The 25,475-nt window shown below is 56.9% G+C and carries 21 protein-coding genes and 1 tRNA gene; 9 read left to right on the plus strand and 13 right to left on the minus strand.

What is annotated here, in order from left to right; translation table 11 throughout:
- Positions 1 to 16: 16 nt before the first annotated feature.
- Genes VGH19_03840 through VGH19_03860 form a run of 5 tightly spaced genes read right to left on the minus strand, consistent with a single transcriptional unit; the run spans position 17 to position 6,194 of the window.
- Positions 17 to 1,633: a GH3 auxin-responsive promoter family protein gene (locus VGH19_03840; GenBank protein HEY1170481.1), complete on the minus strand. Its 1,617-nt coding sequence runs from the start codon at positions 1,631 to 1,633 to the stop codon at positions 17 to 19.
- Positions 1,608 to 2,345 (minus strand): hypothetical protein, encoded by a 738-nt coding sequence (locus VGH19_03845; protein ID HEY1170482.1) that lies wholly within the window; start codon positions 2,343 to 2,345, stop codon positions 1,608 to 1,610. Before VGH19_03845 ends, VGH19_03840 begins: the two co-directional genes overlap by 26 nt.
- Complete coding sequence (locus VGH19_03850; GenBank protein HEY1170483.1) at positions 2,342 to 3,463, minus strand: hypothetical protein; 1,122 nt, start codon at positions 3,461 to 3,463, stop codon at positions 2,342 to 2,344. The genes VGH19_03845 and VGH19_03850 overlap by 4 nt, the downstream gene beginning before the upstream one ends.
- Positions 3,433 to 4,788, minus strand: a complete 1,356-nt coding sequence (locus VGH19_03855) for a radical SAM protein (GenBank protein HEY1170484.1) — start codon at positions 4,786 to 4,788, stop codon at positions 3,433 to 3,435. Before VGH19_03855 ends, VGH19_03850 begins: the two co-directional genes overlap by 31 nt.
- Positions 4,785 to 6,194: a radical SAM protein gene (locus tag VGH19_03860; GenBank protein HEY1170485.1), complete on the minus strand. Its 1,410-nt coding sequence runs from the start codon at positions 6,192 to 6,194 to the stop codon at positions 4,785 to 4,787. Before VGH19_03860 ends, VGH19_03855 begins: the two co-directional genes overlap by 4 nt.
- Positions 6,195 to 6,390: 196 nt before the next feature.
- Here VGH19_03860 and VGH19_03865 point away from each other — a divergent pair, with 196 nt between their 5' ends.
- The gene (locus VGH19_03865) at positions 6,391 to 7,107 is read left to right on the plus strand and encodes a response regulator (protein ID HEY1170486.1); all 717 of its coding nucleotides are present in this window, start codon (positions 6,391 to 6,393) and stop codon (positions 7,105 to 7,107) included.
- A 147-nt stretch (positions 7,108 to 7,254) separates the two neighbouring features.
- Here VGH19_03865 and VGH19_03870 read toward each other — a convergent pair whose 3' ends face one another.
- Positions 7,255 to 8,574: a DUF1552 domain-containing protein gene (locus VGH19_03870; GenBank protein ID HEY1170487.1), complete on the minus strand. Its 1,320-nt coding sequence runs from the start codon at positions 8,572 to 8,574 to the stop codon at positions 7,255 to 7,257.
- Positions 8,571 to 10,793 carry a DUF1592 domain-containing protein gene (locus VGH19_03875; protein ID HEY1170488.1) on the minus strand — a complete coding sequence of 741 codons (2,223 nt, stop codon included), beginning with the start codon at positions 10,791 to 10,793 and terminating at the stop codon, positions 8,571 to 8,573. Before VGH19_03875 ends, VGH19_03870 begins: the two co-directional genes overlap by 4 nt.
- On the opposite strand from VGH19_03875, the gene VGH19_03880 reads away from it, so the two are divergent.
- The 3 genes from VGH19_03880 to VGH19_03890 are packed head-to-tail and all read left to right on the plus strand — an operon-like array spanning position 10,792 to position 15,407.
- Positions 10,792 to 11,169, plus strand: coding sequence for a hypothetical protein (locus VGH19_03880; GenBank protein HEY1170489.1), 378 nt, complete (start codon positions 10,792 to 10,794; stop codon positions 11,167 to 11,169). The genes VGH19_03875 and VGH19_03880 overlap by 2 nt on opposite strands.
- Positions 11,162 to 12,010 carry a sugar phosphate nucleotidyltransferase gene (locus tag VGH19_03885; GenBank protein ID HEY1170490.1) on the plus strand — a complete coding sequence of 283 codons (849 nt, stop codon included), beginning with the start codon at positions 11,162 to 11,164 and terminating at the stop codon, positions 12,008 to 12,010. Before VGH19_03880 ends, VGH19_03885 begins: the two co-directional genes overlap by 8 nt.
- A 22-nt stretch (positions 12,011 to 12,032) precedes the next feature.
- Positions 12,033 to 15,407 carry a UTP--glucose-1-phosphate uridylyltransferase gene (locus VGH19_03890; GenBank protein HEY1170491.1) on the plus strand — a complete coding sequence of 1,125 codons (3,375 nt, stop codon included), beginning with the start codon at positions 12,033 to 12,035 and terminating at the stop codon, positions 15,405 to 15,407.
- A gap of 134 nt (positions 15,408 to 15,541) precedes the next feature.
- Here the strand turns inward: VGH19_03890 and VGH19_03895 are convergent, their stop codons facing one another.
- On the minus strand, positions 15,542 to 16,855 hold the full coding sequence (locus tag VGH19_03895) for a PQQ-binding-like beta-propeller repeat protein (protein HEY1170492.1): 1,314 nt from the start codon (positions 16,853 to 16,855) through the stop codon (positions 15,542 to 15,544).
- 215 nt (positions 16,856 to 17,070) lie between these two features.
- Between VGH19_03895 and VGH19_03900 the strand changes: the two genes are divergently transcribed.
- Positions 17,071 to 17,144: transfer RNA gene (locus VGH19_03900), tRNA-Gln, on the plus strand.
- 12 nt (positions 17,145 to 17,156) lie between these two features.
- Here the strand turns inward: VGH19_03900 and VGH19_03905 are convergent.
- On the minus strand, positions 17,157 to 19,421 hold the full coding sequence (locus tag VGH19_03905; protein HEY1170493.1) for a tetratricopeptide repeat protein: 2,265 nt from the start codon (positions 19,419 to 19,421) through the stop codon (positions 17,157 to 17,159).
- 132 nt (positions 19,422 to 19,553) lie between these two features.
- Here VGH19_03905 and VGH19_03910 point away from each other — a divergent pair, with 132 nt between their 5' ends.
- Positions 19,554 to 20,282, plus strand: a complete 729-nt coding sequence (locus VGH19_03910) for an alpha/beta fold hydrolase (protein ID HEY1170494.1) — start codon at positions 19,554 to 19,556, stop codon at positions 20,280 to 20,282.
- A 118-nt stretch (positions 20,283 to 20,400) separates the two neighbouring features.
- Here the strand turns inward: VGH19_03910 and VGH19_03915 are convergent, their stop codons facing one another.
- Positions 20,401 to 20,703 (minus strand): hypothetical protein, encoded by a 303-nt coding sequence (locus VGH19_03915; protein ID HEY1170495.1) that lies wholly within the window; start codon positions 20,701 to 20,703, stop codon positions 20,401 to 20,403.
- Between the two features lie 305 nt (positions 20,704 to 21,008).
- On the minus strand, positions 21,009 to 21,314 hold the full coding sequence (locus VGH19_03920; GenBank protein HEY1170496.1) for a hypothetical protein: 306 nt from the start codon (positions 21,312 to 21,314) through the stop codon (positions 21,009 to 21,011).
- Positions 21,315 to 21,689: 375 nt separating this feature from the next.
- On the opposite strand from VGH19_03920, the gene VGH19_03925 reads away from it, so the two are divergent.
- From VGH19_03925 to VGH19_03935, 3 genes are all read left to right on the plus strand, one after another.
- Entirely contained in the window at positions 21,690 to 24,083 is a 2,394-nt protein-coding gene (locus tag VGH19_03925) for a PPC domain-containing protein (protein ID HEY1170497.1), read from the plus strand.
- 102 nt (positions 24,084 to 24,185) lie between these two features.
- Complete coding sequence (locus tag VGH19_03930) at positions 24,186 to 24,554, plus strand: cupin domain-containing protein (GenBank protein ID HEY1170498.1); 369 nt, start codon at positions 24,186 to 24,188, stop codon at positions 24,552 to 24,554.
- 21 nt (positions 24,555 to 24,575) lie between these two features.
- Complete coding sequence (locus VGH19_03935; protein ID HEY1170499.1) at positions 24,576 to 24,839, plus strand: glutaredoxin family protein; 264 nt, start codon at positions 24,576 to 24,578, stop codon at positions 24,837 to 24,839.
- A 200-nt stretch (positions 24,840 to 25,039) separates the two neighbouring features.
- Here VGH19_03935 and VGH19_03940 read toward each other — a convergent pair whose 3' ends face one another.
- Both VGH19_03940 and VGH19_03945 read right to left on the minus strand, forming a co-directional pair.
- Positions 25,040 to 25,177 carry a hypothetical protein gene (locus VGH19_03940; GenBank protein ID HEY1170500.1) on the minus strand — a complete coding sequence of 46 codons (138 nt, stop codon included), beginning with the start codon at positions 25,175 to 25,177 and terminating at the stop codon, positions 25,040 to 25,042.
- A gap of 101 nt (positions 25,178 to 25,278) precedes the next feature.
- Positions 25,279 to 25,407: a hypothetical protein gene (locus VGH19_03945; protein HEY1170501.1), complete on the minus strand. Its 129-nt coding sequence runs from the start codon at positions 25,405 to 25,407 to the stop codon at positions 25,279 to 25,281.
- Between the last annotated feature and the right edge of the window lie 68 nt (positions 25,408 to 25,475).

The following is a 25,475-nucleotide window of genomic DNA, read 5'->3' on the forward strand; positions in this document are numbered from 1 at the left end:
CGCATAGAAATTCACTTCATCCATACCGCCCTTCAAAAAACTCTGACCACCCCGTCACCTTGCTGAACCCCATCGGCTTCAGCTCCCCCAATCGTGCCCCTTTCGCCACCGCACGCTGAAAGAACTTCTCCTCCGCCCGCTCGTTGATCTGGAATACCCGCAAAGGCTTAAGCTGCCCCAGATCCCGGCAGTACGCGTAATGCGGGTTCTCCCGCAATGCCTGCTCGATAACTGCATCAAACCTCTCCGGCAAATTCCCCTCGGCATACAATGTATAATGAGGATTACTCTCATCATCGGTATCCGGCGCCAGAAACACAAAATCAGGCCGCTTCTCCAAGCCCGCCAAAGTTTTCTGCAACACTTGCACCACGAACGCCTCCGCCAGCTTCTCCCCACACAGATCGGACACATTCCCGCTGCGTCCGAGAAACCGCAGTGATGGCGTCCGCCCCACAAATCCCTCGACCCGCACACTATCGCGCAACCGATACCGCCAAAGCCCTCCCGCCGTCGTCACAATGACCTCATATGTCTGCCCCTCCTGCAATTCATGCACGCGCAGAATCTTCCCTCCGTCATCCATGAACTCAAAGAAATGCGACTCCACCGCCACGGGATTCTGACCGCCAAACGGAATCGTCACACACGCCTCCGTCGCAAGCAACCCCTTCGCCTGAATCCACGTCTGCGAAAAAATGCTCCTAAGTTTGGCAGCCGCCAATCCCGCCGCCCCATCCTCCCAGCAACTGATCAACTTTAACTCAGGCCAGATCAACTCCGGCTTGCGCGCATCCATCTCCGCCAATTCAGCCGCTCGCCTTGGAAGCGGTCGCAGATTCAATGCCTCAATGACTTCACCCGGCACACGCCCGCCATGCTTGCACGTTCCTTTCCGTATATCCGCCAGCAAATCATCCCATTCCGTCACCTTTTTTTCCAACAGCAGCGTGAGAAACGAGGGGTGCCACACCGAGATCAGCCGCAGATCACGCTCGCGCAACAGGCACAGCAATGTCAGATAGCGAAAACATTCGATATCCGAGACCTTGCCCAAGGCCGTCGGCACTGCCATCACCGCATTCGCCAGTCTCTGTCGCGTTCCGCCCAGATACGCCGTGTCCGTATCAAACCCGACCGGCACAACCGAATCCGTCTCCTGTTCAAAACCCGCGACTGGTGTTATCGACCAATACGCTGGACCACCTGCGATCCCCGATGATTGCCGCAACAGATCAACCAGCCACGGCCCCACCGCCGCATTGAACTCCCCTTGCAACCCCGCCGTGAATGGAATCAATTTTCTCGCTCCCGTCGAACCGCTCGTCGGCACCAACCGCGTCACCCGCTCACACGTCAGCACGTCCGCTTCCCCTTTGCAGATGCGTACGATCCACGGCTCCAAATCCTCGTAGTCCATCAACGGCACTCGCTGTGCGAACGTCTCGTAATCATGGATGGATGCGAAATCATATTTCCTCCCAAAAGCAGACGTCGCATTTGCCCGAAGATAGGTCCGCAACCGCTCCTGCTGCACTCTTTCAGGTTCCTGCAACGCCTGCGAAAAACGGCGATACGACGCCACATTCGCCGCGCCCCAGAGAAGGTTAGTTATGGTCGCAACAGGCTTCACGTGATTGTGGTGCTACCATGCGTCTTCCGGCCCGCGTCAGGTTCTCCGCGCAAAGCTCCGTCAAGCACACGAGTTCATCCCCTTGCCCATGTCCCGGATTTAGCTTCAGGAATAATTCCACATGCGGATCATCCCTGCGCGATTCCGGCACCTCCCTCAACTCCTGCCGCAACCGTTGCGGCTGCGAAAACCGCACGATGCCCGCCTGCTCATCATACCGTTCTCCAAACCGTTCCTTCGCCAGATGATCCCGCAATCTCATCATGTGTTGTGGATCCGCCTGTTCACAATGCGGATAAAACTCCCGCCAGAACACTGGTAGAAAGCGGTATGTACGAAACCCGGAAGAAAGCAGCAGCCAGTAATACTTCCCGCGCGGATAATGCAGTCGCAACTCGTTCACCGCCGTGATCCAACCACGCGCCAGCGCGGAACTCCCCCATGCCGCTGGGTCCACAATCGTGTCTCCCGAATACACCACGCTCACCAACTCGCCCTCAAACGTCGTCTCATACACCAGCAAGGTCGAAAACCCCACCAACCGCCCCTCCTTGCAAATCATTACCACCCAATTTTTCTCCGCCAGATCGCGCGCGAACTGTTCCGCCGTCACACCCTCAAAATGCTTTGCGAGCAGCCCGAGCATCTCGGCCATCTGCTCCGCTGTCAGTTCCTCACGCGGAACTGCCGTGAATGAATTGTTCGTGTTCATAACCATGCAACATCCAGTCCCAGTGGTTCCACCTCTCTAACCGCACCGCCTAAATCTTCCCATCTCACCACATAGATGCGGCTCACATACTCGCGGCAACTATACTCCCGCTGCATCATCCCCAAACGCGGATCCTCTGCAGCAAAACCCACCGTCAAATATTCAATACCCCGTGTCCTCGCCACCTCTGCCAATCCACCAAGCAATTCCGTCAACGCCTCCGGCATTTTCGGATCCACCGCCAGCGGAGACACAAACGCATTCGCCAACGTCGAACCCACCGCTGGCAACACCGATGTCCCAAAGCAGCGCGCCGCCAGATTCACCCAAGGCCGCGCCAATGCCAAAGCACCGCCATACTCCCGGATCACCGTCTGCTTGAACGACCGCTGATCCCACACCGCCCCCATCGCGACCCACTTCCTATTCACCCGCACGCCTCTAAAATCTTCCCTCCGCAATCCCAACTCAGACAGTGCCTCCAACTCTTGCACCGTCCAGCACTCAGCGAATTGACGGTCCGCGTTTTGCTCATTCAGAAAACTCACGACTTCATCCACTGTCGGAACCGCCAATGATTGCCCCGCCCTCTTCATCCCTTTCACCGGCAGTAACAACGTCACCAGTTCCCCAATGAACTCATAACGCGGCATCCCTCGCACACCTCGCTCCAGAAACGCCCGCGCCCTCGCATTATCCGCCGCGATGCTCGTAAAATAATAATCCGCTGGATCGGCCTGTTGCATCTCCCGCAAGACTTCATAACCACGCCTCACGATATCGAACCGCCCCGCCACCCGTTCATCCAGCCGCAAGCCACCCAGATAACCCACACGACTAGCCCGTCCATCCACAAAACGCCGCCGCACAGCACAACTCCCCGCACTGACCACCACACCGCCTTCTTTCGCGATAATCGTCTGCTTCTCCATGCCCGGCAGATCGGCATCCGCAAAATAATCCGGCTCACGCTCCATCGTCAGCGTCACCGCGCCGCGCATGGGATTCTCGCGCAAAAGCCGCCTCAAACCGGCATCATCCTCCGGTTTGGCCAGCGCAAAAGCGACGCGGGAAGCGCGTGCCTTCGTCAGTTTGCGGTCAAGAGTTGCCCCTGCCATGATTCATCTCCCAAAGGATAATGGTCCCGCAGGCTCACATCATTTCGATGCAGCGCATTGATCACGTAAAAATTCCGCCACATGAACCAGTCGCTCCGGTTCACCGGCGCCATGCTGCGTTGCAAGATGCTCGGCCACGAATAGAATTCACGTCGTGCCGCCAGGCAGTTCTGCCGCAGCGTCTCCGGCTCCATGCCTCGCGGCTGAAACGGGATGCGGTTGTAACTATACCGGTCATCCAGCCACCAGTTCTCGTAGAGCAAGCGTCCCTCACCCTGCAATCGCTTGTAGAGCGGCGTTCCCGGAAACGGCGTCAGATGATTGAACGCCGCGATATACATCGCGTGTTCTCGCGCAAACGTGACCGTCTCGGCAAAACTCTCCGGTGTATCCCCATCATAACCGAACACAAACGTCCCATACACCCGCACGCGGTGCTTGTGCAGATTCGCCAGCGCCTTCTCGAAACCGCCCCGCATCGTGTTGAACGATTTGTTCATCACCTTGAGATTCGCCGGGTTCAGGCTCTCAAAACCGATCAATACACCCTGGCAACCGCTGCGCACAATCAGTTCCAAAAACTCATCATCGTGCGCCGCGTTGATGCTGGACTGGCTCACCCACCGTATCTTTAGAGGGATGAGAGCACGAAAGAACTCCTTCGCCTGTTCCAGATTCGACGTGATGTTGTCATCCACAAAAAAGAACAGCTTCCGCGAATCCTTCAGTGGTCGGATATCCTCGATGATGTCATCAATCGGTCGCCGCGTCTGGGTGGAATTGAAGACCGTCTGGATCGCGCAGAAATCACATTTGAAATGGCATCCCCTGCCCGCCTCCACCAAACCGATAGGCAGATACCGCTTGCCCCGGAAGATGGTGCGATCTGGCTTTAATTCCTGCAAAGAAGGCCGCCCCTCACCACGATAAAATTTCTGCAATCGCCCATGCCTCGCATCATCAATGACCTGCGCCCAGACCTGTTCCGCCTCACCGCATACCACCGCCTCCGCATAACGCGCCACTTCATCCGGGCACAACGTCGCGTGAAACCCGCCCATCACCACCGGTATCTTGCGCCTGCGATACTCGGATGCGATCTGATACGCGCGCTTCGCCGTGTAAGTCTCCACGCTGATCGCCACCAGGTCCGTCGCCTCATCGAACGGGATGATCTCCATGCGATCATCGTAAAACCGCACCTCCACATCCTTCGGTGTCAATCCCGCCAACGTGGCGGCTGGCAGAGATTCCATCTGCCACGTGCGGATATATTTCTGCCCCGGTCGGCGACCGATGCACGGATGGATGATCGTGAGTTTCATCCTTGTGTCAGTGAAGCTGCCATCACCTCAGACTTTGCCACTGGAGCCATCGGCATCGCCTGTGAACCGCCGATGATCCAGTCGCAATTATAGAACCGGCTGAGATTATGCGCATAGAAACGATAACCCAGATTCGTCCCCAGCTTAACCGGCCATGGCGCGGGTGAATGTCTTATCCTCTGCACGATGGAACGGACGCTGTAAGCATGTTTCCACGCCGCCTCTGCTCCCATCTGCAATTCCTGCACGCTCATCTTCTTCGGCTGAAACACCACGTGCTGGCCGTCATATAATTCCCAGTTCCGCGTGAGCAACCGTCCTTCCGCCACCAGCCGTTTATAAAGCGCTGTGTTCGGAAATGGTGTGACAATCGCAAACCGTGGCAGATCGATCTTTGCCTGCACTGCGAACTCCGCCGTTTTCAGAAAAACATCCGGCTCATCATGATCCAGCCCAAACACAAAGCATCCTTGTAACGCGATGCCATGCTCATGCAATCGCTCAACTACCTTCGCGAATTTGTCTGGCGAATTGAACCCCTTGTGATTCTGCCGGAGATTCTGCGGCGAGATGGATTCCAGCCCCATCAACAAGCCCTTGCATCCACTGCGCTCAGCGAGCTTTAGCAACTCCGCATCATCCGCCAGCAACACCGTCGCCAGCCCATACCACTGCACCTTCAGAGGTATCAACGCCGTGAAAAGCTCTTTCGCATAATCACGATCGGCGATGATGTTCAGGTCCACGAAAATCAGCTTCCGCTGGCCAAGTTGCCGGATATCTGCGATCACCTGCTCCACCGGCTTCTGGTAAGGCTTACGCCCCCAAGCCGTCGGCACCACGCAGAAATCACAATTATGGATGCAACCGCGCGTGGCCTCAAAGACGCTGTTCGTCAGATAACTGTCACCCGGTAACAACTCACGCCGTGCAAACGGCCGGTCAGCCAGATTCAACCCCGGTGCCTGATCATATCGCGGGCGTAGTTCACCTCGCGCAAAATCGTTTAGAAGCTCCGGCCAAGTATCCTCCGCATACCCCACCACAATGGCATCCGCATGTGGGGCTGCATCCTCGGGGATCAACGTCACATGCGGCCCGCCCAGCACCACTTTGATCCCGCGCTTGCGAAAATGATCGGCCAACTCATACGCTCGCACCGCCGTCCCTGTGATGACCGTCAGCCCGATGATGTCCGCCTCCAAGTCCAGCGGCACATCCGCGATGCCCTCGTCAAACAACTGCAAGTCCACTGGCAAGTCCGCCGGGATAAGCGCCGCCAGTGTCGTCAATGTGAGCGGCTGGTAACGCAATGACTTTTTCCAGATACCTCCCCGATGCCGGTACAGCGGACCCTTGGGTGAAACCAGTGCGATCTTCATCCGGGTATCGGGTTGCGCTTGCATCTGTGACTCTCATTTAGGCCGTATCCCGCGCCGCTTCAAGCGGAATGGCCACATAGCCCATTGATAAATTCGATGCGTTGTCGGTTTTATCAATGCCTAAAAGGCTACCGGATAGCCTGCCATTTGCTGTCTTCTACATGCTCGACACCCGCCCTGAACTTCTCCTATATTGCTCTAGCCAAAACGAGTACACGCTATGCCTGGACACAAATTCAACATCCTGTTCCTCGAGGACAATCTGGTCGCGTCAAACTTTCTCATCACGACCCTTTCCCGCGAACTGCCTGATGTAAAATTCGTCCCTGCCATCTCCATCAAGGAAGCCACCCAGAAAGTCGCCGAGCAGTCTTTCGATCTGTTCATCCTCGATATCCAGCTTCCCGACGGCAACAGCATTGATTTCCTCACCGGCCTCCAGAAGGAACACGTCTCCATCCCTCGCGCAATCTTCATGACCGCCAGCAAGGTCCCGGAGTTCCGCCAGCGTGCTCAAAATGCCGGTGCTGTCCGTTTCTTCGAGAAGCCGGTGAAGTCGAAGGAATTTGCCGTCGTCATCAAAGACATCCTCTCCCTCCAGCCGGAGTCAGAGAAACAGAATGTCGCTTTTGAAGGTCTATTAAGCTGCCTTACACCCATTGACCTTGTTCAGTTGAAATGCCTTTCCCAAGCCAAGATGGGCTTGGAATTCTTCAACAAGGAAGGTGTTCGCGGCACAGTCTATTTCCGCGATGGCCAGGTGATCCACGCGACGACTGGTAATCTGAACGGTGAAGACGCTTTCTGCCAGATCATGACGTGGAAAAGCGGCAAGATCACCGAAGTTCCCTTGCCCACCGCCCTTGCCCGCACCATCCAGACTGGCTGGAACGATCTGGTGATGCACGCCGCCCTGAAGATGGACGAAACAGCGTAGCATGTAGTGAGACACACCCCACCGCCCGACACAATTTGAGCGAGACTCTCCGAGTCGCAGCAACATTCGAACTCTCCATCATCCGAGCAAACAAAAAGGCTGACAACTTCCGCTGTCAGCCTTCGCAATTTTTACCGGAGTTCAGTCTCAGCTAACCAGATCCAGCGGTCCACCGCTGCTCAGTTCCTTGTTACCGAACGTCTCGATACGATGTCCCATCGCATGAGCCAGCGCCATGTGCAACCGGTTATGCGGCGTCTTCTGCATTTTGAGTGAACGGCCCATTTTGAAGCCGAATCCACCACCTGCCAGCACGAACGGGATGTTGTCCAGCGTGTGCGAGTTGCCCTTGCCCAGCTCATTCGTCCACACCACCAGCGTATTATCCAGCATGGAACCCGTGCTGCCCGGTTCCGGCGTCTCCGCCAGTCGTTTGAGCAGGTAATTCAGCTCACCAGCGAACCACTTGTTGATCTTGGTCAGCTTCTGCACGGCATCCGTGTTCTTGTCGTCTTCGTGCGAGAGACCATGGTGACCGTCTTTGATGTCCAGCCAGTTCATTCGCGCCTGACCGACGGACTTCGTATATTGCAACGTCGCCACGCGTGCCATGTCGTTCACGAAACTGTTGATGAGCAAGTCCACCTGCATCCGGCTCAAGCGCGGTACATCGTCATTCTGACCCGCAGACACGCCTGTCTCCAATGAAGGAGCCGGTGCCAGCATCTTCTGCTTCTCGCTATCCTTCAGGTCCTTCTCCATCTGGCGCACCAGTGTCTCGTGCTGTTCCAGCATGCGACGATCCTCCGAGCTGATCATCTTGCGGATCTTCTTCAAGTCCGTCTGCACATCATCGAGGATGCTTTGCAGGCTCTCCTTGTCCTTCAATTGCCCATACAGCTTCTGATACATCTGGTAAGGATCGGAAATCGGCGCCACCGGCTGATTCGGCCCCGCGTAGGACATGCGCGTCCACGGATCGGCACGATCCGTCACGCCCACCCCAAACTCCAACGAGCCGAATCGCGTCTTCGTGTCTTCCTTGCTTTGCAGGTAATTCTTGATCTCCTGATCGATGGAAATGCCGCTCGCCCAACCCGCTGGCGCACCACCACCACCCTGCACATTTCCAGGGAACAGCTCTATACCCGTGAGCAGACAGCTCATGCCGCGCATGTGATTATCACCATCGCCACGCACCTTGTTGCACACGCCGTTCAGGATGAGCATCTTGTCCTTGAACGCCTCCAGCGGCGTCATGATCTCCTTCAGCTTGAAATCGCTGCCCACTTCATCCGGCCAGAATGCAGGCGGAATGGTCCCGTTCGGGCTGAACATGATCACGAGGCGTTGGCGCGGACGTGCCGGAGCCGCCAGACCAAGACTCGGCAGTCCCATAAGGAACGGCAGTGCCGCCGTTGAAAGCCCTACTCGCTTGATGAATTCCCGGCGATGTATCGCGTTCATGTCTTTTTCTTTCCGTTTTTATCGTTTTCCGGCAATGCCGCCAAAGTGGCGATCTCCACCGCCAGCTTCTGGATATTGTAGCCCGATGCCGCAAATGACTGGCGCAAGCGATCCATCTGCTCATGACCATACGCCATCATCGGCTGTTTGACGATCTGATGGAACAGTTGCTCAATGAATCCGTTCTGAGCCAGATCACTGCCCACCGCGAACTCCGCCACATCACGCGCACCCGAGAGGCGCACCTTCTCGCCTTCGTCCGTGATGTAATCGCTCACCGGATTCACCGGCTTGCCATTCTCCGTCGTACGGAAACGGCCCACCGCATCATACAGTTCCAAGCTGAAGCCCAGCGGATTGATGACCGCATGGCACGTCTGGCAGTTCTGTGATTTCGTCAGTTCCGCCACCTTCTCGCGCATGGAGAGATTCGGCGCAAATTTCGATTCCTCAAACGCCACCGCAATCGGCGGGGGCTTAAGTGACCGGCCCACAATCTTCCTCGTGAGGAACACCCCACGATGGATCGGAGACGTGGATTTCTGATACGAAAACGCCGCCAACAGATACGGATGTGTCACTACACCAGAGCGTTGTTTCGGGTCCAGCTTCACCTTCACGAAGTTATCCTTCGCGTCCGTCTGGATGCCGTAGAACTTCGCCAGGCGCTCATTCACGTAAAGATCATCCGAGAGCAGCAATTGCCGGTAATCCGAGTTCCCGTTCCACACCACATCTTCGAGGAACAGGTTCAGTGACGTGCGCAAATCCGCGATGATCTCCGGCGTGAAGCCCGGATACAGATTGCCGTCTTTGGACACATCTTCCACATGATCCATTTGCAGCCAGTGATGCAGGAAATACTGTATCTTGGACTTCGCGCGTGCATCAGCCATCATCCGTTGCGCCTGCTGCGCCACCTGTTCCGGCGTATTCAGCTTGTTCTCTGCCGCCTGCTTCAAAAGCTCCTTGTCCGGCAGAGAATCCCACAATTCATACGAAAGCCGTGTGGCCACCGCGTAGGGATTCATCTTGTCCGCTTCCAAACCGATGTAGAGGAACTGCGGCGATTTCAACGCCAGCAAGATCACGCGCTTCACTGCCGTCTCGATATCCTTCGCGCCTTGGAACTGCGCCGTCACATGGATCTGCTTCTGCTCTTCCGTCAAAGGCTGGCGGAACGCCGCTTGCACAAAGTCTCTGCAGAATGTTTCCACCTTAGCCTGACGGTCGGCATCCTTCTCCTTGCTGCGTGTGAAGCGGTCGAGTCGCGCGATCACATAATTCGCCACTTCGATGCCCGCTTGGGTCGTCGCCTCATCCCACCCCTTAGAGATGCTGACACCACGCTCATAGCCCACACTGCTGTCATCCGGCGGAAACGGCGTATTCAGCACGAATGTCGGTCGCGCTTGCACTGGCGCAAGATTCCGCATCGGCACCAATTGCTGCGAGCCATGCGGCGGCACCCATTCCAGCGCGATCGATGCTGTCTTGTCCTTGAACTTGAACACATCCAGCATGAGCGGATACGCCCGCCCGCCGATCAGCTTGATCGTCCCCCGATGCTCGGTGATGCCTGAGGCCACCCACGCATCGATCAAAGGTTCGGTGCCATTCCCGCCGTTCACCCACAGGCGCATTCCGTTCGGTGTCTTGACGATGAATTCGTAAGTGCCTGATTCCTCTGCGATCAACGAACCTTCCCAGCGGATGGAAAACTCATTCGTCGCCGTGATACGTGCATCGGGATTTTCGGTGCCGAAATCGAACGCGATCTGCTTGTCCACGCGATCAAACACCTTCCTCCCGAAGTTGCGGGAATTGTTATACGTCCCCTTCAACCCACGTTCCGTTCCGATTTTCACCTCATCCATGCTGAACCCTTTCAGCAAATCCGCCACCGTGTTCATGTATTGGCGATTCGTCAGTCGCACCAGTTCCACACGCGCCGGTTGGATGCGCGCCCTCGCCTCACGGGAATAGAACGCATCAAAGATATACTTCGCCACCGCCATGGAGCCTGCGGCATCCAGCGCTTCCGGCTTGTCCTCCGGCATCGTGCGATCGATCACCCGGGCCAGCTTCTCCACGGACCAATCGCCATGCAGTGCCTCGTCATACTTCCCATGCACGCCCTCGCCCACCTTGCCATGGCAGCTCGCACATTGCTTCCGGTAAATATCCGCACCTGAGGGGGCCTTACGGTCAGCCGCCATGGCTTCCGATGAAGCCGCCAAAAAACCGAGCAGAACCGCGATTGAAAGAAGCTTGCTGGATGACATTGAAAACACCTTATTCGCAGCAACCGACGAGCCACCCCAAAAACGCGAAAACCCTTTATTGAAAAGGGTTTCCTTAGGCCGGTTGACGGCCATTTCTAAGTTACAGCTCTGCCACGTCATAGACTGCAATAAAGGAGACGCTAGCATCCTGCCGATTATTCGCCTTATTTCAAGCCGCCATCGCTTTTATTTACCTTTCCATAATTCACACCTCATCATTCATAATTTCCCCCTCTCGATGTTCGATGTTTCCCTTTATTCTTCCTTCACTTTTCTCCATCATCTCCGCACTCGAATCACTTATGCGTGACGTCAGGAAAGCAGTCATCACCGCCGCCGGTCGGAACCAGCGCGCTCTCGCCCTCCAAACCCTTGTGGACCGCGATGGCGAATCCCGCACCGCCCTGCACATCCTCCTGAACGAGGCCGTCAGCGCTGGTTGTGAGGACATCGCCGTCGTCATCGCCCCCGGTGACGCCTCTGCCTACGCCACCGCCGCCGGTGAACACGCCCGCAAAGTCCAGTTCATCGAACAACGCGACCCACGTGGCTACGGTCATGCCATCTACTGCACGCGCGAATTCGTCGGCAACCAATCCTTCCTCCATCTCGTTGGCGATCACCTCTGGGTCAGCCGCACGGATGTGAGCTGCGCCAAACAGATCGTCGCCATCGCCGCGCAACAGGAATGCGCCGTCTCCGGTGTGCAACCCACCAAGGAACGCGAACTGCCCAACTACGGTGCCATCGGCGGCAAGCTCGTCTCCGGCGGCAATGGTCTCTATGAAGTGCAGAATGTCCTCGAAAAGCCCACGCCCACCTTGGCCGAGCAGCAACTCGTCGTCCCTGGTCTGCGTGCGGGGCATTACCTCTGCCTCTTCGGCCTGCACGTCATCACTCCGACTATTTTCGGCATCTTGGAGAAGCAACTCGCCACCTTGAAGACTGGCGAAAAACTTCCCCTCTCCTCCGCCCTTGCCCAACTCGCACGCCAGGAGCATTACCTCGCCTACGAAGTCGCCGGTGCCCGTTACGATCTCGGGGCGCGCTACGGCGTCCTAACTGCGCAACTCGCGCTCGCACTGGAAGGCAAGGACCGCAGTGAAGTCCTCGCGCAATTACTCGAACTCCTCGCCCAACGCGCCAAGTAAAGAACCTGCACGCCTCATCTCCATGAGTTCTTTGCTGCACATCATCACCTCGCCCGACGCCACCACGCGCAACCAATCCCTCGACGCCTTCGCCCGCGCCGGGTCCTTGGATGAACTGCTCACCGCCTGTACCGAACTCGACACCTTTCGCCGTCAGGCCGACAACCTCTACGAACGCGTCCGCGCCCTGTTCTTCCTCTACGCGCTCCATCGCTTCCACATTCCCCAGAAGCTAGCCGTAGTGGCGCAGGCGCCCTCGCCTGCGAATAGTCGGACAGGCGCCCCCGCCTGTCCCCTAATCCCTTTCCCGGGCTACGAACAACTCCTGAACCGCCGCTTCGAAGAAGCCATCGACATCTTCCTGAAATCCCAGTCCACCGATGGCCCCAGTGACGGCATCAGCTCTGCCCTCGCCGCCGCTTATCATCGTCTCGCTTTCCAAACGCTGGCCGATCAAGTCCGCCGCAGCGTCCGCACTGTCCGTGGCAATCAATGGATGTTCCGCATGGGCCATCCTGCTGATCAACCCCTGCGCCTGCGCCCGGAATTGTTTCAACGCGCCGCCGATGGCACCTATCCCATCCTGCGCGAGCAAACGCCCGTGCGCATGGACCTCACGCACTCCGCGTGGTCGGATATTTTCTTCCTCGGGATGGATTACCCCGAAGGCGCGAAAGTCCTGAACATCTCCGTGGACCTCGGCGTACATGGCCGCGACAACACCACGCGCCCGCCCGTCAGCGCCTGGCTCCGTGTCATCGATGAACCCGTCTTGCGCCTCACTTCCGTTGACTTGGGTGCCACATCAGACATCGATTCCCTCAGCGACATTTTCGATTTCGCAAAAGATTACCTTGGCCTGCTGAAAGCCGCCGTCATCGCCTCCGGCATCGTTCCACCCGGCATTGAAGGCTCCGGCCAATCCCTCGCTGAATTGCTCGCCCGCATCGTCGGACCCGGCAAAGGCTTGGAGATCGTCTCCTGCGTGAACGATATCCCGAAAGGTTCACGCCTCGCCGTCAGCACGAATCTCCTCGGCTCACTCATCAGCGTCTGCATGCGTGCCACTGGCCAAGCGGCATCGCTCACCGGCCCGCTCGAAGAATCTGAACGCCGCCTTGTACTTGCACGCGCTTTGCTCGGCGAATGGCTCGGCGGCTCCGGTGGCGGCTGGCAAGATTCCGGCGGTGTCTGGCCCGGCATCAAGCTCATCACTGGCAAGACCGCGCATGAAGAAGATCCCGAGTTCGGCATCTCCCGTGGCCGCCTCATGCCCACGCATCATGTGTTCAGCCGCGATGAGATTCCCGACTCCGCGCGTCAAGCATTGCAAGATTCCCTCGTTGTCGTCCACGGCGGCATGGCGCAAAACGTCGGCCCCATCCTCGAGATGGTCACTGAGAAATACCTGCTCCGTAGCGAAGCCGAATGGCATGGCCGCCAGGAAGCCCTCGGCGTGCTTGATGAAGTCATCAACGCGTTGAAGCGCGGCGACATCAAAGCCGTCGGCGCTGCCACCACACGCAATTTCCGCAAGCCCATCCAGACCATCATCCCTTGGGCTTCCACCTATTTCACCGAGCAACTGATCGCCAAGGCGGAAGCCGCGTTTGGTCAAGATTTCTGGGGCTTCTGGATGCTCGGCGGCATGAGCGGTGGCGGCATGGGCTTCATCTTCGCCCCCGAGCGCAAGCGCGAAGCCCAGCAGCGCATGCAACAGATCATGCTGGAGACGAAGCGCGAACTGCAGCACGCCCTGCCCTTCGCAATGGACCCCGTTGTGTTCGATTACAGCATCAACGAACACGGCACTGTCGCCGACCTGCTCCACGGCGAACACGCCATCATGCCTGCGAATTACTACGCCCTCACCGTCCCCGGTATGTTGCGTCGCGATCTGCAAACCCTGCCCATCGCCCGTCGCGCGGAACTCGACAAATTCGGTGCCGCTGCCCGCAACAAACCCGAACTGCGCGGCATGGTACAAACCCTCTTCGACGTCCTCCTGCCCAAAGGCAAATCCGAGAAAATACAAGGCGCCTCGCTGGATGAACTCCTCGAACAAAACGGCTTCGACCGCAATCAGCACGAACAGATCCGCACTGATCTAAAAGAAGGCCGCATCGGCCTAGCCCAAAACCGCCTTCGCGCTGACACACAAATCGAAGACGTTGTTTCTACAGAAGTAACCGAACTCTCCAACGACCTCGTAAATCGTAAATCCCAAATCGTAAATCTCGGCGAAGCCGCCTTGCGCAACGGCGAACTCGCCATCATCAGCCTCGCTGCTGGCGCCGGTTCCCGCTGGACCGGTGGTGCGGGCACGTGCAAAGCACTGCATCCCTTTGCCAAGCTCGGCGGCAAACATCGCACGTTCATCGAGGCACACCTGGCCAAGTCACGCCAAGCCTCGGAAAAATACGGCATCAGCATCCCACACGTCTTCACCACCGGCTATCTCACGCATCAGCCCACGGTGGATTTCCTCGCGCGCGTTAAGAATTACAATTACTCCGGCCCGCTTCACCTCTCCCCCGGCAAGAGCGTCGGCCAGCGCCTCATACCGACCGTGCGCGATTTGCGTTTCCAGTGGGAAGAGATGCCGCAGCAACGCCTTGATGAACAGCAACAGAAAGTCCGCGAAAGCCTGCGTCACGCCCTCATGAACTGGGCGCGCAGTGCCGGTGAAGCCAGCGATTACACGGACAACCTCCCGCTCCAATGCCTGCACCCCGTCGGTCATTTCTACGAAGTGCCGAATCTCCTGCGCAACGGCGTGATGGCTGCGTTACTGAAAGAACGTCCGCAGCTCAAATACCTGATGCTGCATAATATCGACACGCTCGGCGCGAACCCTGATCCAGCCCTGCTCGGCCAGCACATCCAGAGCGGAGCGTGTCTAACATTTGAAGTCATCACCCGCCGCTTGGAAGATCGTGGCGGCGGTCTCGCCAAGGTAAATGGCCGCATGCGTTTTGTCGAAGGCCTCGCCATGCCGCGCGAAGAAGCCGAGTTCCGCCTCAGCTATTACAACTCCAACACTGCGTGGATTGACCTCGATAAATTCCTCGGCATCCTCGGCCTCACTCGCGAAGACATCCTCGCGGCCGACGACACCAAGATCACCGCCGCCATCCGTGCCTTGGCTGCGAAGCTACCCACCTACATCACGCTCAAAGACGTGAAAAAGCGTTGGGGCCATGGCCAGGAAGACGTGTTCCCCGTCGCCCAATTCGAGAAGCTATGGGGTGATCTCACCGCCTTGCCGGAGATCGACAGCTGCTTCGTCGTCGTGCCGCGAGCGCGTGGTCAGCAACTTAAAGATCAGGCTCAACTGGACGGCTGGCTCCGCGATGGCTCCGCTGCCTATGTGGAAAATCTCTGCGCGTGGTCGTAAACCGTGGACCGCGACTGTGTCCGCCGAGGACCAGTCGCAAACATAGTCAGAGGAAGTTTCGGAATATTTTTGTAACTCTCCTTAGTTTTCCCCTGCTGCGGCTGATCTATCGACACAGCCGCTCCCCTCAGCATTCACTTGATCGACACCGTTTGTTTTCTCGGCGAGATGCACCACAAGCTCTTCCACGTACGAAAGAAAATCTCGCCATCAGACACAGCCAGTGTCGAGTTTGAGTATTCCTTCACCGTGTTCACCGCCACCACTTCGAACTTCGGGTTCGCCTTGATGATCACCACATCACCCGACTGGTTCGGCATATAAATCTCATCGCCCACCAGCAGCATGGAGCCCCACGTCCCGGCCTTGGCGCCCACACCTGCTGCGCGTTCCTCCCAAAGCACCTTGCCCGTTTTGAGATCCTGACATGCGAAAAGGCTGCCTGTATTGTGATAATAGATATGCCCGTCTTTGATCACACCGGTGCCGATGTAGCCTTTGTCCCGCTCCGTGTGCCACAGACGATGCGTCGCCGTCACATCACCACTGCCGCCCGGCTTCACCGCCAGTGAATTGCCGAAGAACCCACCCATCGCCACCAACACGCCATCCCCATAGATGAGTGAGGTATACACCAACGGATTCAACCCATCGCAGCGCCACAATTCCTTGCCCGTCTTCGGATCAAACGCCCGCACGAACTTCGGGAAGCTCATCACCAATTCTTCCCGTCCATCCACCTTGATGACGATCGGCGTGCTGAAGGAACCTTCGATACCGTCCTTCTTGCCCTTGAATCCATCGATGCGATCACTGAAATCAAACGTCGGCTCGTTGAAGCGCCACACTTCCTTGCCCGTCTTTTTATTCAACGCCACCAAGAACGACCCTTTGCCCGGTCCATGAAAGATGAAGACATTATCACCATGAATGACAGGCGATGATGCATTACCCCACTCGTGTGCCTGCGGTCCCAAATCACGACGCCACACTTCCTTGCCGCTCAGATCGTAGCAGAACACGCCAGCCGAACCGTGCGTCACGATGACCCGTTCTCCATCCACCACCGGTGACGCTGCGCAATACGGATTGTCCTTATGCGTCCGCTCCGCTTTGGCATAGACCACGCCCTCTTTCCACAGCAGCTTGCCATCGCGCTTGCTGAAGCACATCACCGTGCGCTGATTGTCCGATTCGACCGCCTGGGTCACAAAAATCTTATCACCCCAGATCACCGGCGTGGAATTACCACGATCCGGCAAGTCGATGCGCCACTTCACATTCTCTGTTGCGCTCCAGCGGGTGGGCAACCCTTCCTCCTGCACCTTGCTGGAACCATCATTGAGTCCGCGCCACGAAGGCCAGTTCGCCGCACCCGCCGTGAATGCCACCAGCAAAATCCCCGCTGACACCACTCGCCATGAGAAAGAAACGTTTTGGCTTAACATGCCCGTTACAGTGGCGCGAAACCCGTTTTACTTCAAGCGCAAGCACATGCCTGCCTCCTCAACTTTCTCCCTTTTTGCGCCTTGTGCGCTTTTTTGCGGCCATTCCCTCATTATCCGCGCCTTTCCGTGATCCATCTGTGACCAAACCCTCTGAAAAATTCTCCAAGATTGGCATTGCACTCTGCCGTTCCGCCGTTATTTTTCCTGTCCCGGTTTGGCCGATGGTGTAAAGGTAGCACAGGTGACTTTGACTCACCTAGTCATGGTTCGAATCCATGTCGGCCAGCCACTTCGGATTTTCTCACTTCCCTGGCAGCCAACGTTGCTTGGCACGGAAAGCCGTGATTTGTGACTCTACACGCGCCACTCCCTGCTGATCGCCATTTTTTTGGAATGCACCACGCACCTTGCCAGCCATCTCCACAGCTTCATCAAAGCGTCCATTTGCCGCCGCTGTACAAGCCTGCAGTTCAGCCACGCGCAATGGCACCTCTGCCCCATAATGATTCAGCAACTCGCTGAGCAACATCACGCTCAACCGGGCATCTTTCGTGCTTATTTGCGGCTGTTGTATCAGCAGCCATATCAATGATTCCTTGGGGAGCGACCAGTTCGGCTTCAACTTTGCCGCCATTTCAAAACTGCCTCGCGCCCTCGCCAGATCACCGGCCTCCTCCTGCAACAACCCGTTTTGGAACCAGAGATCCGCATTGTCTGGCGCAAATTTCAGTCCGGCCTGCAATTCTTTCAATGCCTCCTGGCTGCGTCCGCCAACCGCCAGCAGCCGGACCAGATTCTTTCGCGCTTCCACCAAGGCGGCATCAGTGGCCAGCGCATTGCGAAAACTTTTTTCAGCACCCGCTATATCCCTCTGCTCCGCCTGGATGCCTCCCAAATTGTTCCACGCACTGGAATTATCCGGCTGCTTTTCCAGATACCGCACCAGCAATGCCCTTGCCTCCTCCGCCCGGCCCATACGCCGCAACGATCTGGCCATGTGGAAATCCACCTCGTCCAGTTTCGCGTTGAATTTGGCCGCATTGCTCAGTGCTTCCAGCGCCTGGTCTGGCCGGTTCAATTCAAGCAGGATCCTCCCCACCAGCAGATGCAAACGGCCATCTTCAGGGAATTGCATGATCCCGTGGGACACCTCCACCATCGCCGCTTCCGGTTTCCCTTTGTCGAGCAATGCCTCGCCCAGAACCATATAAGCGACTGAATTCGCTTTGGCCACCCGCAACGCCTCGCGGAAAAGCGTTTCTGTATCCCGCCAAAAAGGCAATGCCGCCAGCGTCAGCACTACACAGCTCATGAGGACCGCGAACACCGTCACCCCGGCCGGTTTACGCCGCGTCTCAGGCTGCTTAGCCGCCCATTCGGCCAGCGTCCACACTGCCGCACAAATCAATCCGATGGTACTGATATAGGAGTAACGGTTCGCCAGCGCCGCGCCTCCTGCCTGGATCAAACCGCTTACCGGCAGCAACGTGATCAGGAACCAAATCCACGCCACCAACCACCACGGCTGCGACCTGCGGAACCGCCAGCATAGATAAGAGACTCCACCCAATACCGCCAGCGCAGCGACTTCCACCCCCACCGGCCACCGGCCCGGATGCGGATAAAGCACCGCCAGATTCACCGGCCACAGCAGCAATCCGAGGTAGCGGACATATGATACCAGCGCGTTGCCGACACGATCTGCCAGCGTCGTGTCCGTCATCATCTTCAGCACTTCACCCTCTTGTTGAGCTTTCACCGTGATCACGGCAAGAAACAGGCTAAGGCAGAAGAACGGGATTTTTTCCACTATCCTCTGGAAGATCAGCTTCCGATCGATCGGCAACGCGTTACCCTCTGCTGAGAACCCCGCTCCCAACCTTTTGAACGGCCAGCCATCCAGCAAAAGCAAAACTGCAGGCAGGGTCACACTCATCGGCTTCGCCATCACCGCCAGTGCGAATGACCCTAAAGTCAGCAAATACGAAGCCTTTCCCGGCTTGCGCACATAACGCGTGTAGGCATGCAACGTCAGCAACCAGCACAAAGTGCATAACACATCCTTCCGTTCCGCCACCCACGCCACCGATTCCACCCGCAGCGGATGCCACGCAAAGATCGCCGCCACGATCAAGGCCCGCAACGGCAGCCGGAACACCACCAGCAGCCACAGATACAGCACCACTGCATTCACTCCATGGATCAAGATATTCACCGTATGATGTGCCTGCGGACTAAGACCGAACATCTCAACATCGAGCAGATGACTCAGCGATGTCAGAGGATGCCACATCGAGTGATGCGGGCCGGTGAATGCCCAGCGGACCGTCACTTCGTTAAGCCCCTGTTTCACATACTTGTTGTGAACGACATAGGCTGAATCATCATAGGTCAGGAACTGGAAGCCGGAGGCCGGGTAGAAGAGCATCACTGTGAGCAAAAATAATCCTGCCGCGCAAAGACGCGTGTTCTTGGACAGTTCTGCCAGTGGAGTCACGGCCTTGGAGATACTGGAAAGCCGGCGCCAAGTCAAAAAGTTGCCGCCTGCCTGGATGCACTTCCGCATTTGCTATTTGCGCCCACCGCCTCCGCTCAGTTACAAACTTCGTCAGCTCAATTTTAACTGCCGCCAGGCACTCCTTGCGCTGAGTCATCCTTTGCGACTTTGGTGCCTTTTTGCGGCCATCCTGAAATGACTATGCTCGGCGAAATCCGCAATAAACAAGGCGAACGCATCGATTATACCCTCCATGCGGGCGCACCCGGCTCCAAGAACATCGTCGTCCTCGGCCACGGTGTCACCGGCAATAAAGACCGGCCCTTTGTCGTCGCCCTCGCCCAAGGTCTGGAGAAAGCGGGCCTAAACGCCCTCCGGATATCTTTCTCCGGCAATGGCGCATCCGAAGGCAAGTTCACCGACTCCCACATCTCCAAGGAAGTCGCCGATCTCGGCTCCGTGCTCGATGCCTTGAAGGGTTGGAATGTGGGCTACATCGGCCACAGCATGGGCGGCGCCGTCGGCGTTCTCCGCACCAGTACTGATGACCGCATCCAGTTCCTCGTCTCCCTTGCAGGCATGGTCCACACCAAGCAATTCGCAGAACGCGAATTCGGCATGGTGTCACCCGGCAAAGGTAACATGTGGGACGACGAAGCCTGCCCCCTCTCCCAAGAATACATGGATGACCTCCGCACCCTGGATACGCTAGTGGAGAACGCCCGGCACATCAAAGTCCCCTGGCTCCTTGTCCACGGCACTGAAGACGATGTCGTCTTTCCTCAAGACTCCCTCGACATCTTTGCTCAAGCCAACCAACCCGTGAGCCTCCTCCAACTTAAAGGTTCCAACCACGTCTTCGCGGGAGCACACACCGCACCCATGGTCGAAGCCGTCACCGCCTGGGTGAAAGCTCGCCAGAATCCATAGCTGTTGTTGCCCTCGGTTTTAAAAAATCCAGCCTCCGCAGGCTGATCTGCGGAAGCTGTTTGTAATCCTTTCCCGGCTAGCAATTGCCAGGGAAAATGCTGACCGATTTATCGGCAGCTCAATCGAATGGATTGAGTGGACGCGGCGGACGGGGTGGCGGCGGCAACGGTCCCGGCGGATCTACCACGATCGTCCGGCGATGTTCCTGATTATAGTGATGATGCCGCGGCGAGTTGTATCGCGTGTTATGATAGACGCGATAATGCGAGTGGGAATACGGGTGATAATGGGAGCAATGATGGCAATAAAATTGATCCCTCGTTGAAACCCTTACTTCCCCATGTGGATGAGCCGCACAACCCGCAGAGATCATCGCCGCTCCCATCAGCAACATACTGAGAATTTTGGCTGGTTTTGTCATAAAGCCTGTTCTTTCTTCTTTCTCTTCTTAACAAGCTCATGCCGTGCCACCCCCTGCTAATGGACCCGCAGAACATCCATATCCACCTTGATTTCAAACAGATAGCGCAACCCGGCTCAACCTGCCTCCCCTTGCTTACCTTGCCCGAAACAATGTTAGCACCTTTCACTTTGCACAGATTGCAGGCCCCGATACATAGCCTCCCTTACGCAATGCAAGCCAAGGTCATACATAAAAAAAGAAACGGCCTTCTCAGAACGAGTAAGCCGTTGCTAAAAACCGTACTTAAATCAGGCATCCCGCTATCAATCCACCCGCGATGCAGGTTGCGCCATCGGGGCCTCGGGGACTCCCAGCGGCGTGGAACGTCCCGGCTGGATATATACATGAGCCCGGGTCGGCTTGGCTTGGGGATATGCCTCATAATCACGATTATTGTGGTAGAAGCGGTAGTGGCTGTGCTGGAATGTGTGATATTCGTCACAGTTCACGCAGTAGAAATGGTTCGGCGGTGCGTTGCGCACCTCATATTCCCGGTTGCTTGAACATGCGGTGCAGATCAATGTCAGGATGCCCGCACCCAGCGTCAGTAATTTCGTTGGTGTTTTCATAAGCCAGTACATCTTTCAAGTTGCGCTGGCCCTCTCCTTCCACCGTCGCATTTTGCATATATCTCGCACCAGTGATTGGCCGGAATGCAACCTAATGGACTCAGGACGGACGTACCAGCAGGTTTTCCCCTGTGTATAAGCTCACCCCATGCCAAGGCAGACACCCCCACCTCCAATCATTCATCTTCCTAAATGGCAACAGGATACGAACGCGTACATATTTTTCACTTAGTTTGAAGAATATGCACTTCGCCAGCGTCAATAAAAGAAGCTGGCAAAAAAGAGGAAATCGCTTGCCAGCCGGAGGTAGGGGCTGGAAAAATAGGACCATAGCCCTTGGCAGCACAACGTAAGCAGTCTGGCAGACACTGAATTATGAAGAAGTCGTTGGCAATCTCGCTGAGCACCCTTGCCGGTGCTGGATCGCTCATGGCCGTATCCCCGGTCTTGAACGGCACCTTCCCTGCCGGTGGACAACGCGGCACAGAACTGGAAGTGGAGTTCAGGGGCCAACGCCTGGACGATTTCCAGCAGGTACTCTTCTACTCCCAAGGCTTTGAAATCACCAAGGTCACTGCCACCAATGCTAATTCCGTGAAAGCCATGGTGAAGGTCGCTCCGAATGTCCTGCCCGGCGAACATCAACTGCGCCTGCGCACGGCCACCGGCGTCTCCGAGCTTCGCACCTTCTATGTCAGCCCCTTCACCCAAGTGCAAGAGGTGGATAAACCGGCCAATGACAGCAAAGAGACGGCCCAAAAAATCACCGCGAATGTGACGATCAACGGCACCGTCAGCCGTGAAGATACCGATGTCTTCGCGCTCGAAGCCAAAAAAGGCCAGCGCATCGGCGTAGAAGTGGAAGGCATCCGTCTTGGTCGTGATCTCTTCGACCCGCTCGTCACTGTGACCAAAGCCGATGGCAGCAAGCTCGCTGCTGCCGATGACACGGCCCTGCTGTTGCAAGATCCGGCTTTGACCGTCATCGCGCCGGAAGATGGCACTTATTACATCACCATCGAGGAAGCTCCCTATGAACGCAATCGCGATGCCATGTATCGCCTGCACATCGGCAATTTCCCGCGTCCCCTCGCCGTTTATCCTGCTGGCGGCGAGGCCGGTGAAAAACTTTCTGTTAAATTTATCGGTGATGCTTCCGGAGAATTCGCCCAGGAAATCGCTCTGCCCGGGGCAAAGGATCCGAAGTTCCCCGTCTTGGCAAATAATGGCGGTCTGTCTGCCCCTTCTCCAAACTGGCTGCGCGTCTCCGATTTTCCGAACGTCCTCGAAGCCGAACCGAACAATGACCGCACCAAAGCCTCCGGTAGCGCTCAAGAAGCACCGCTCGCTTTGAACGGCATCATTGAGAAAAACGGTGATGAAGATTGGTTCCGCTTCACCGCGAAGAAAGGTCAGGCTTGGGAGATCAATGTTTACGCCCAAAGCATCCGCTCTCCGCTGGATACCGTGCTGAACGTCTACGACAAGGACGGCAAGAGCCTCGCAGGCAATGACGATTCCGGCAGCGCCGACAGCTACCTGCGGTTCACCGCTCCCGCTGATGGCGAGTTCTTCGTCCGCGTGACCGATCACTTGGGCCGCGGTGGCCCCAATTACATCTACCGTGCCGAGATCGCCCCAGTCGCGCAAACGCTCACATTCAGCATCCCTGAAGTGAATCGTGATGATTCGCAAGGCCGCCAATCCATGGTCGTCCCGAAAGGTGGCCGCTTCATGACCATGATGAGCATCAAGCGGAACAACTTCGGCGGCGAAGTTCAGTTCGACCCCAAGGGCCTCCCCGCTGGTGTGAAGGTGGATGTGGATAATATCCCCGGCAACCTCACCAGCGTCCCCGTCGTGTTTGAAGCCGCACCTGATGCCGCTGTAGGTTCCACGTTCGTGGACTTGCAAGGTCGCCTCATCGAGAAAGACAAGGACGGCAAACAGACCGAGCGCACCATCCCCGGTGGACTCGATCAAAAGCTGAACCTCGTTCTCGGTCGCCCGAACAACACCATCTATTACTCCACCTACGCCGACAAACTCGTGGTGTCCGTCGCCGAAGAAGCTCCCTTCAAGATCGACATCGTGGAACCCAAGGTCCCGCTCGTCCGCGAAGGCAGCATGCAATTGAAGATCGTGGCCACCCGCAAGGAAGGCTTCGATGAACCCATCACCATTTACATGCCCTTCCGTCCGCCTGGCATGGGCGCGGATTCCAGCGCCACGATCGCCAAGGGTCAGAAGGAAACCACCTACACCATCAACGCCAATGGTGGTGCAGAAACGAAAGTCTGGCGCTTCCCGGTGCTCGCTTCCGCCACCGTGAAAGGTGCGCCGCTCTGGACCTCTTCACAGATGGCCAAGCTCGAGATCGGCATGCCGTTCGTGGGTTTGAAGTTCGATCTCGCCACCGCCGAGCAAGGCCAGGATTCCAAGGTCATCTGCAAGCTCGAACAAAAACTGCCCTTCGAAGGCAAGGCCAAGCTCAAGCTCATGGGCTTGCCGAACAAGGTCACCACCCAAGACATCGAGATCACCAAAGACATGAGCGAGGCCGTGTTCCCCATCAAGGTGGACGCGCAAAGCCCCGTGGGCATGCATCGCAATCTCTATGTCTCGATGATCATCGAGAAAGATGGCGAACCCATCACGCATAACTTCGGTGCCCGTGGCAGCCTGCGCATCGCCACCCCGGAAAAGAAGACGGCTGAAGCCTCCGCCCCGACCAAGACCGCCGCCGCCACTCCGGCAGCGAAGAAGTAAGCAGCACCAAAGAATTCTCCCAGAAAGGACGTCCCCTCACCGGACGTCCTTTTTATTTTTCATCTGGCAGAAAAGCAAACCAAGGCTACGTTTCTCCACGTTATGGATGTGAAGAACCTTAACGACGTGCCCGCCTTTACCACCAAAGACGGCTCGGAGATCCGTGAACTGCTCGCGCATCGCAATAGCGCGATCCGTTTGCAGAGCCTCGCCGAAGCGCGCCTGCCCGTGAATGGCAGCACGCAGGAGCATTACCATCAGAAAACGGAAGAAATCTATTACATCACTTCAGGCCACGGACGGATGCGCATCGAGAACGAATTACGCGAAGTAAAACCTGGTGATGCTATCGCCATCCCACCCGGCTTGAAGCACAAGATATGGAACACTGGCGAGACCACTTTGCACCTCCTCTGCTGCTGCGCCCCGCCCTATGAGCATGAGGACACCATCATCACCGAGATCATCTGACCTTCAACCCACCCTCCTCCTATGTGGAAGCCCACCAAAGTCCGTCTCTTCATCAAACCCTTCTGCGGCTGGTGTCACGAAGCCATCGACTGGCTCGATGAACGCCAAATCCAATACGAGGAACTCGACGTGACCAGCAACCGCAAGGCCTACGACGAGATGCTCGACCTCACCGGCCAGACCAAGGCTCCTTGCATCGAAGTGGACGGCGAAGTCCTCGCCGATTTCGATGTCGGCCAGCTTGAGAAATTCTGGGACCGCCTCGCCAAAGCCCATCAGGGCTGAATGGCCGGAGACGGCGACAAATAAAGGCGACAGGAGCGTTTTGCGCTTGTCGTCCTGTTTCCTATTCGGCAAACAGGGGATATGTTCTGAACGAACACGATGATTGTCCCCTAAGGAGGGTGCGTTATTTCATCTTATCCGGATAAACGCTGAACTAACCGGCTAATGTACATCAAAGTAGCTTGCGCGTGCGGGTGCCGTTACGGCTTCGATGTTACCCCCGTGAACGGCTTGATGCCGGTGGGGGTGAATTGCCCGAAATGCGGAATGGATGGCACCGCCAAGGCAGATGCCCTTCTCGCGATGGTCGCCCCCAAGTCTGCGCAAGTTCCCGTCATAACTGCAAATACAGCACCTGCCCAGGCTCCTGTTCTGGCCGCCATACCGCTGCCTCTCGATGATAAGGAAGAAGCACTTCCTGCCGCCATCGCTTTACCGGCTATTCCAGCCATTCCCGCATCCGCTCTTCCTGCGCCACCGACCAGACCGCCAGCAATCGCTTTGCCTGTGGAAGACCAACCGACCACGCCCGTCCCAGCCCGATCTTCCATCGTAAACGTACCGCCACCACCACCTCCGGCTACAATCGCGCCGGCACCTCCGCCACCCCCGGCCCTTCCAGCCAGTGGCCTCACG

This window comes from Verrucomicrobiia bacterium (genome assembly GCA_036405135.1).
Taxonomy (GTDB): domain Bacteria; phylum Verrucomicrobiota; class Verrucomicrobiia; order Limisphaerales; family JAEYXS01; genus JAEYXS01.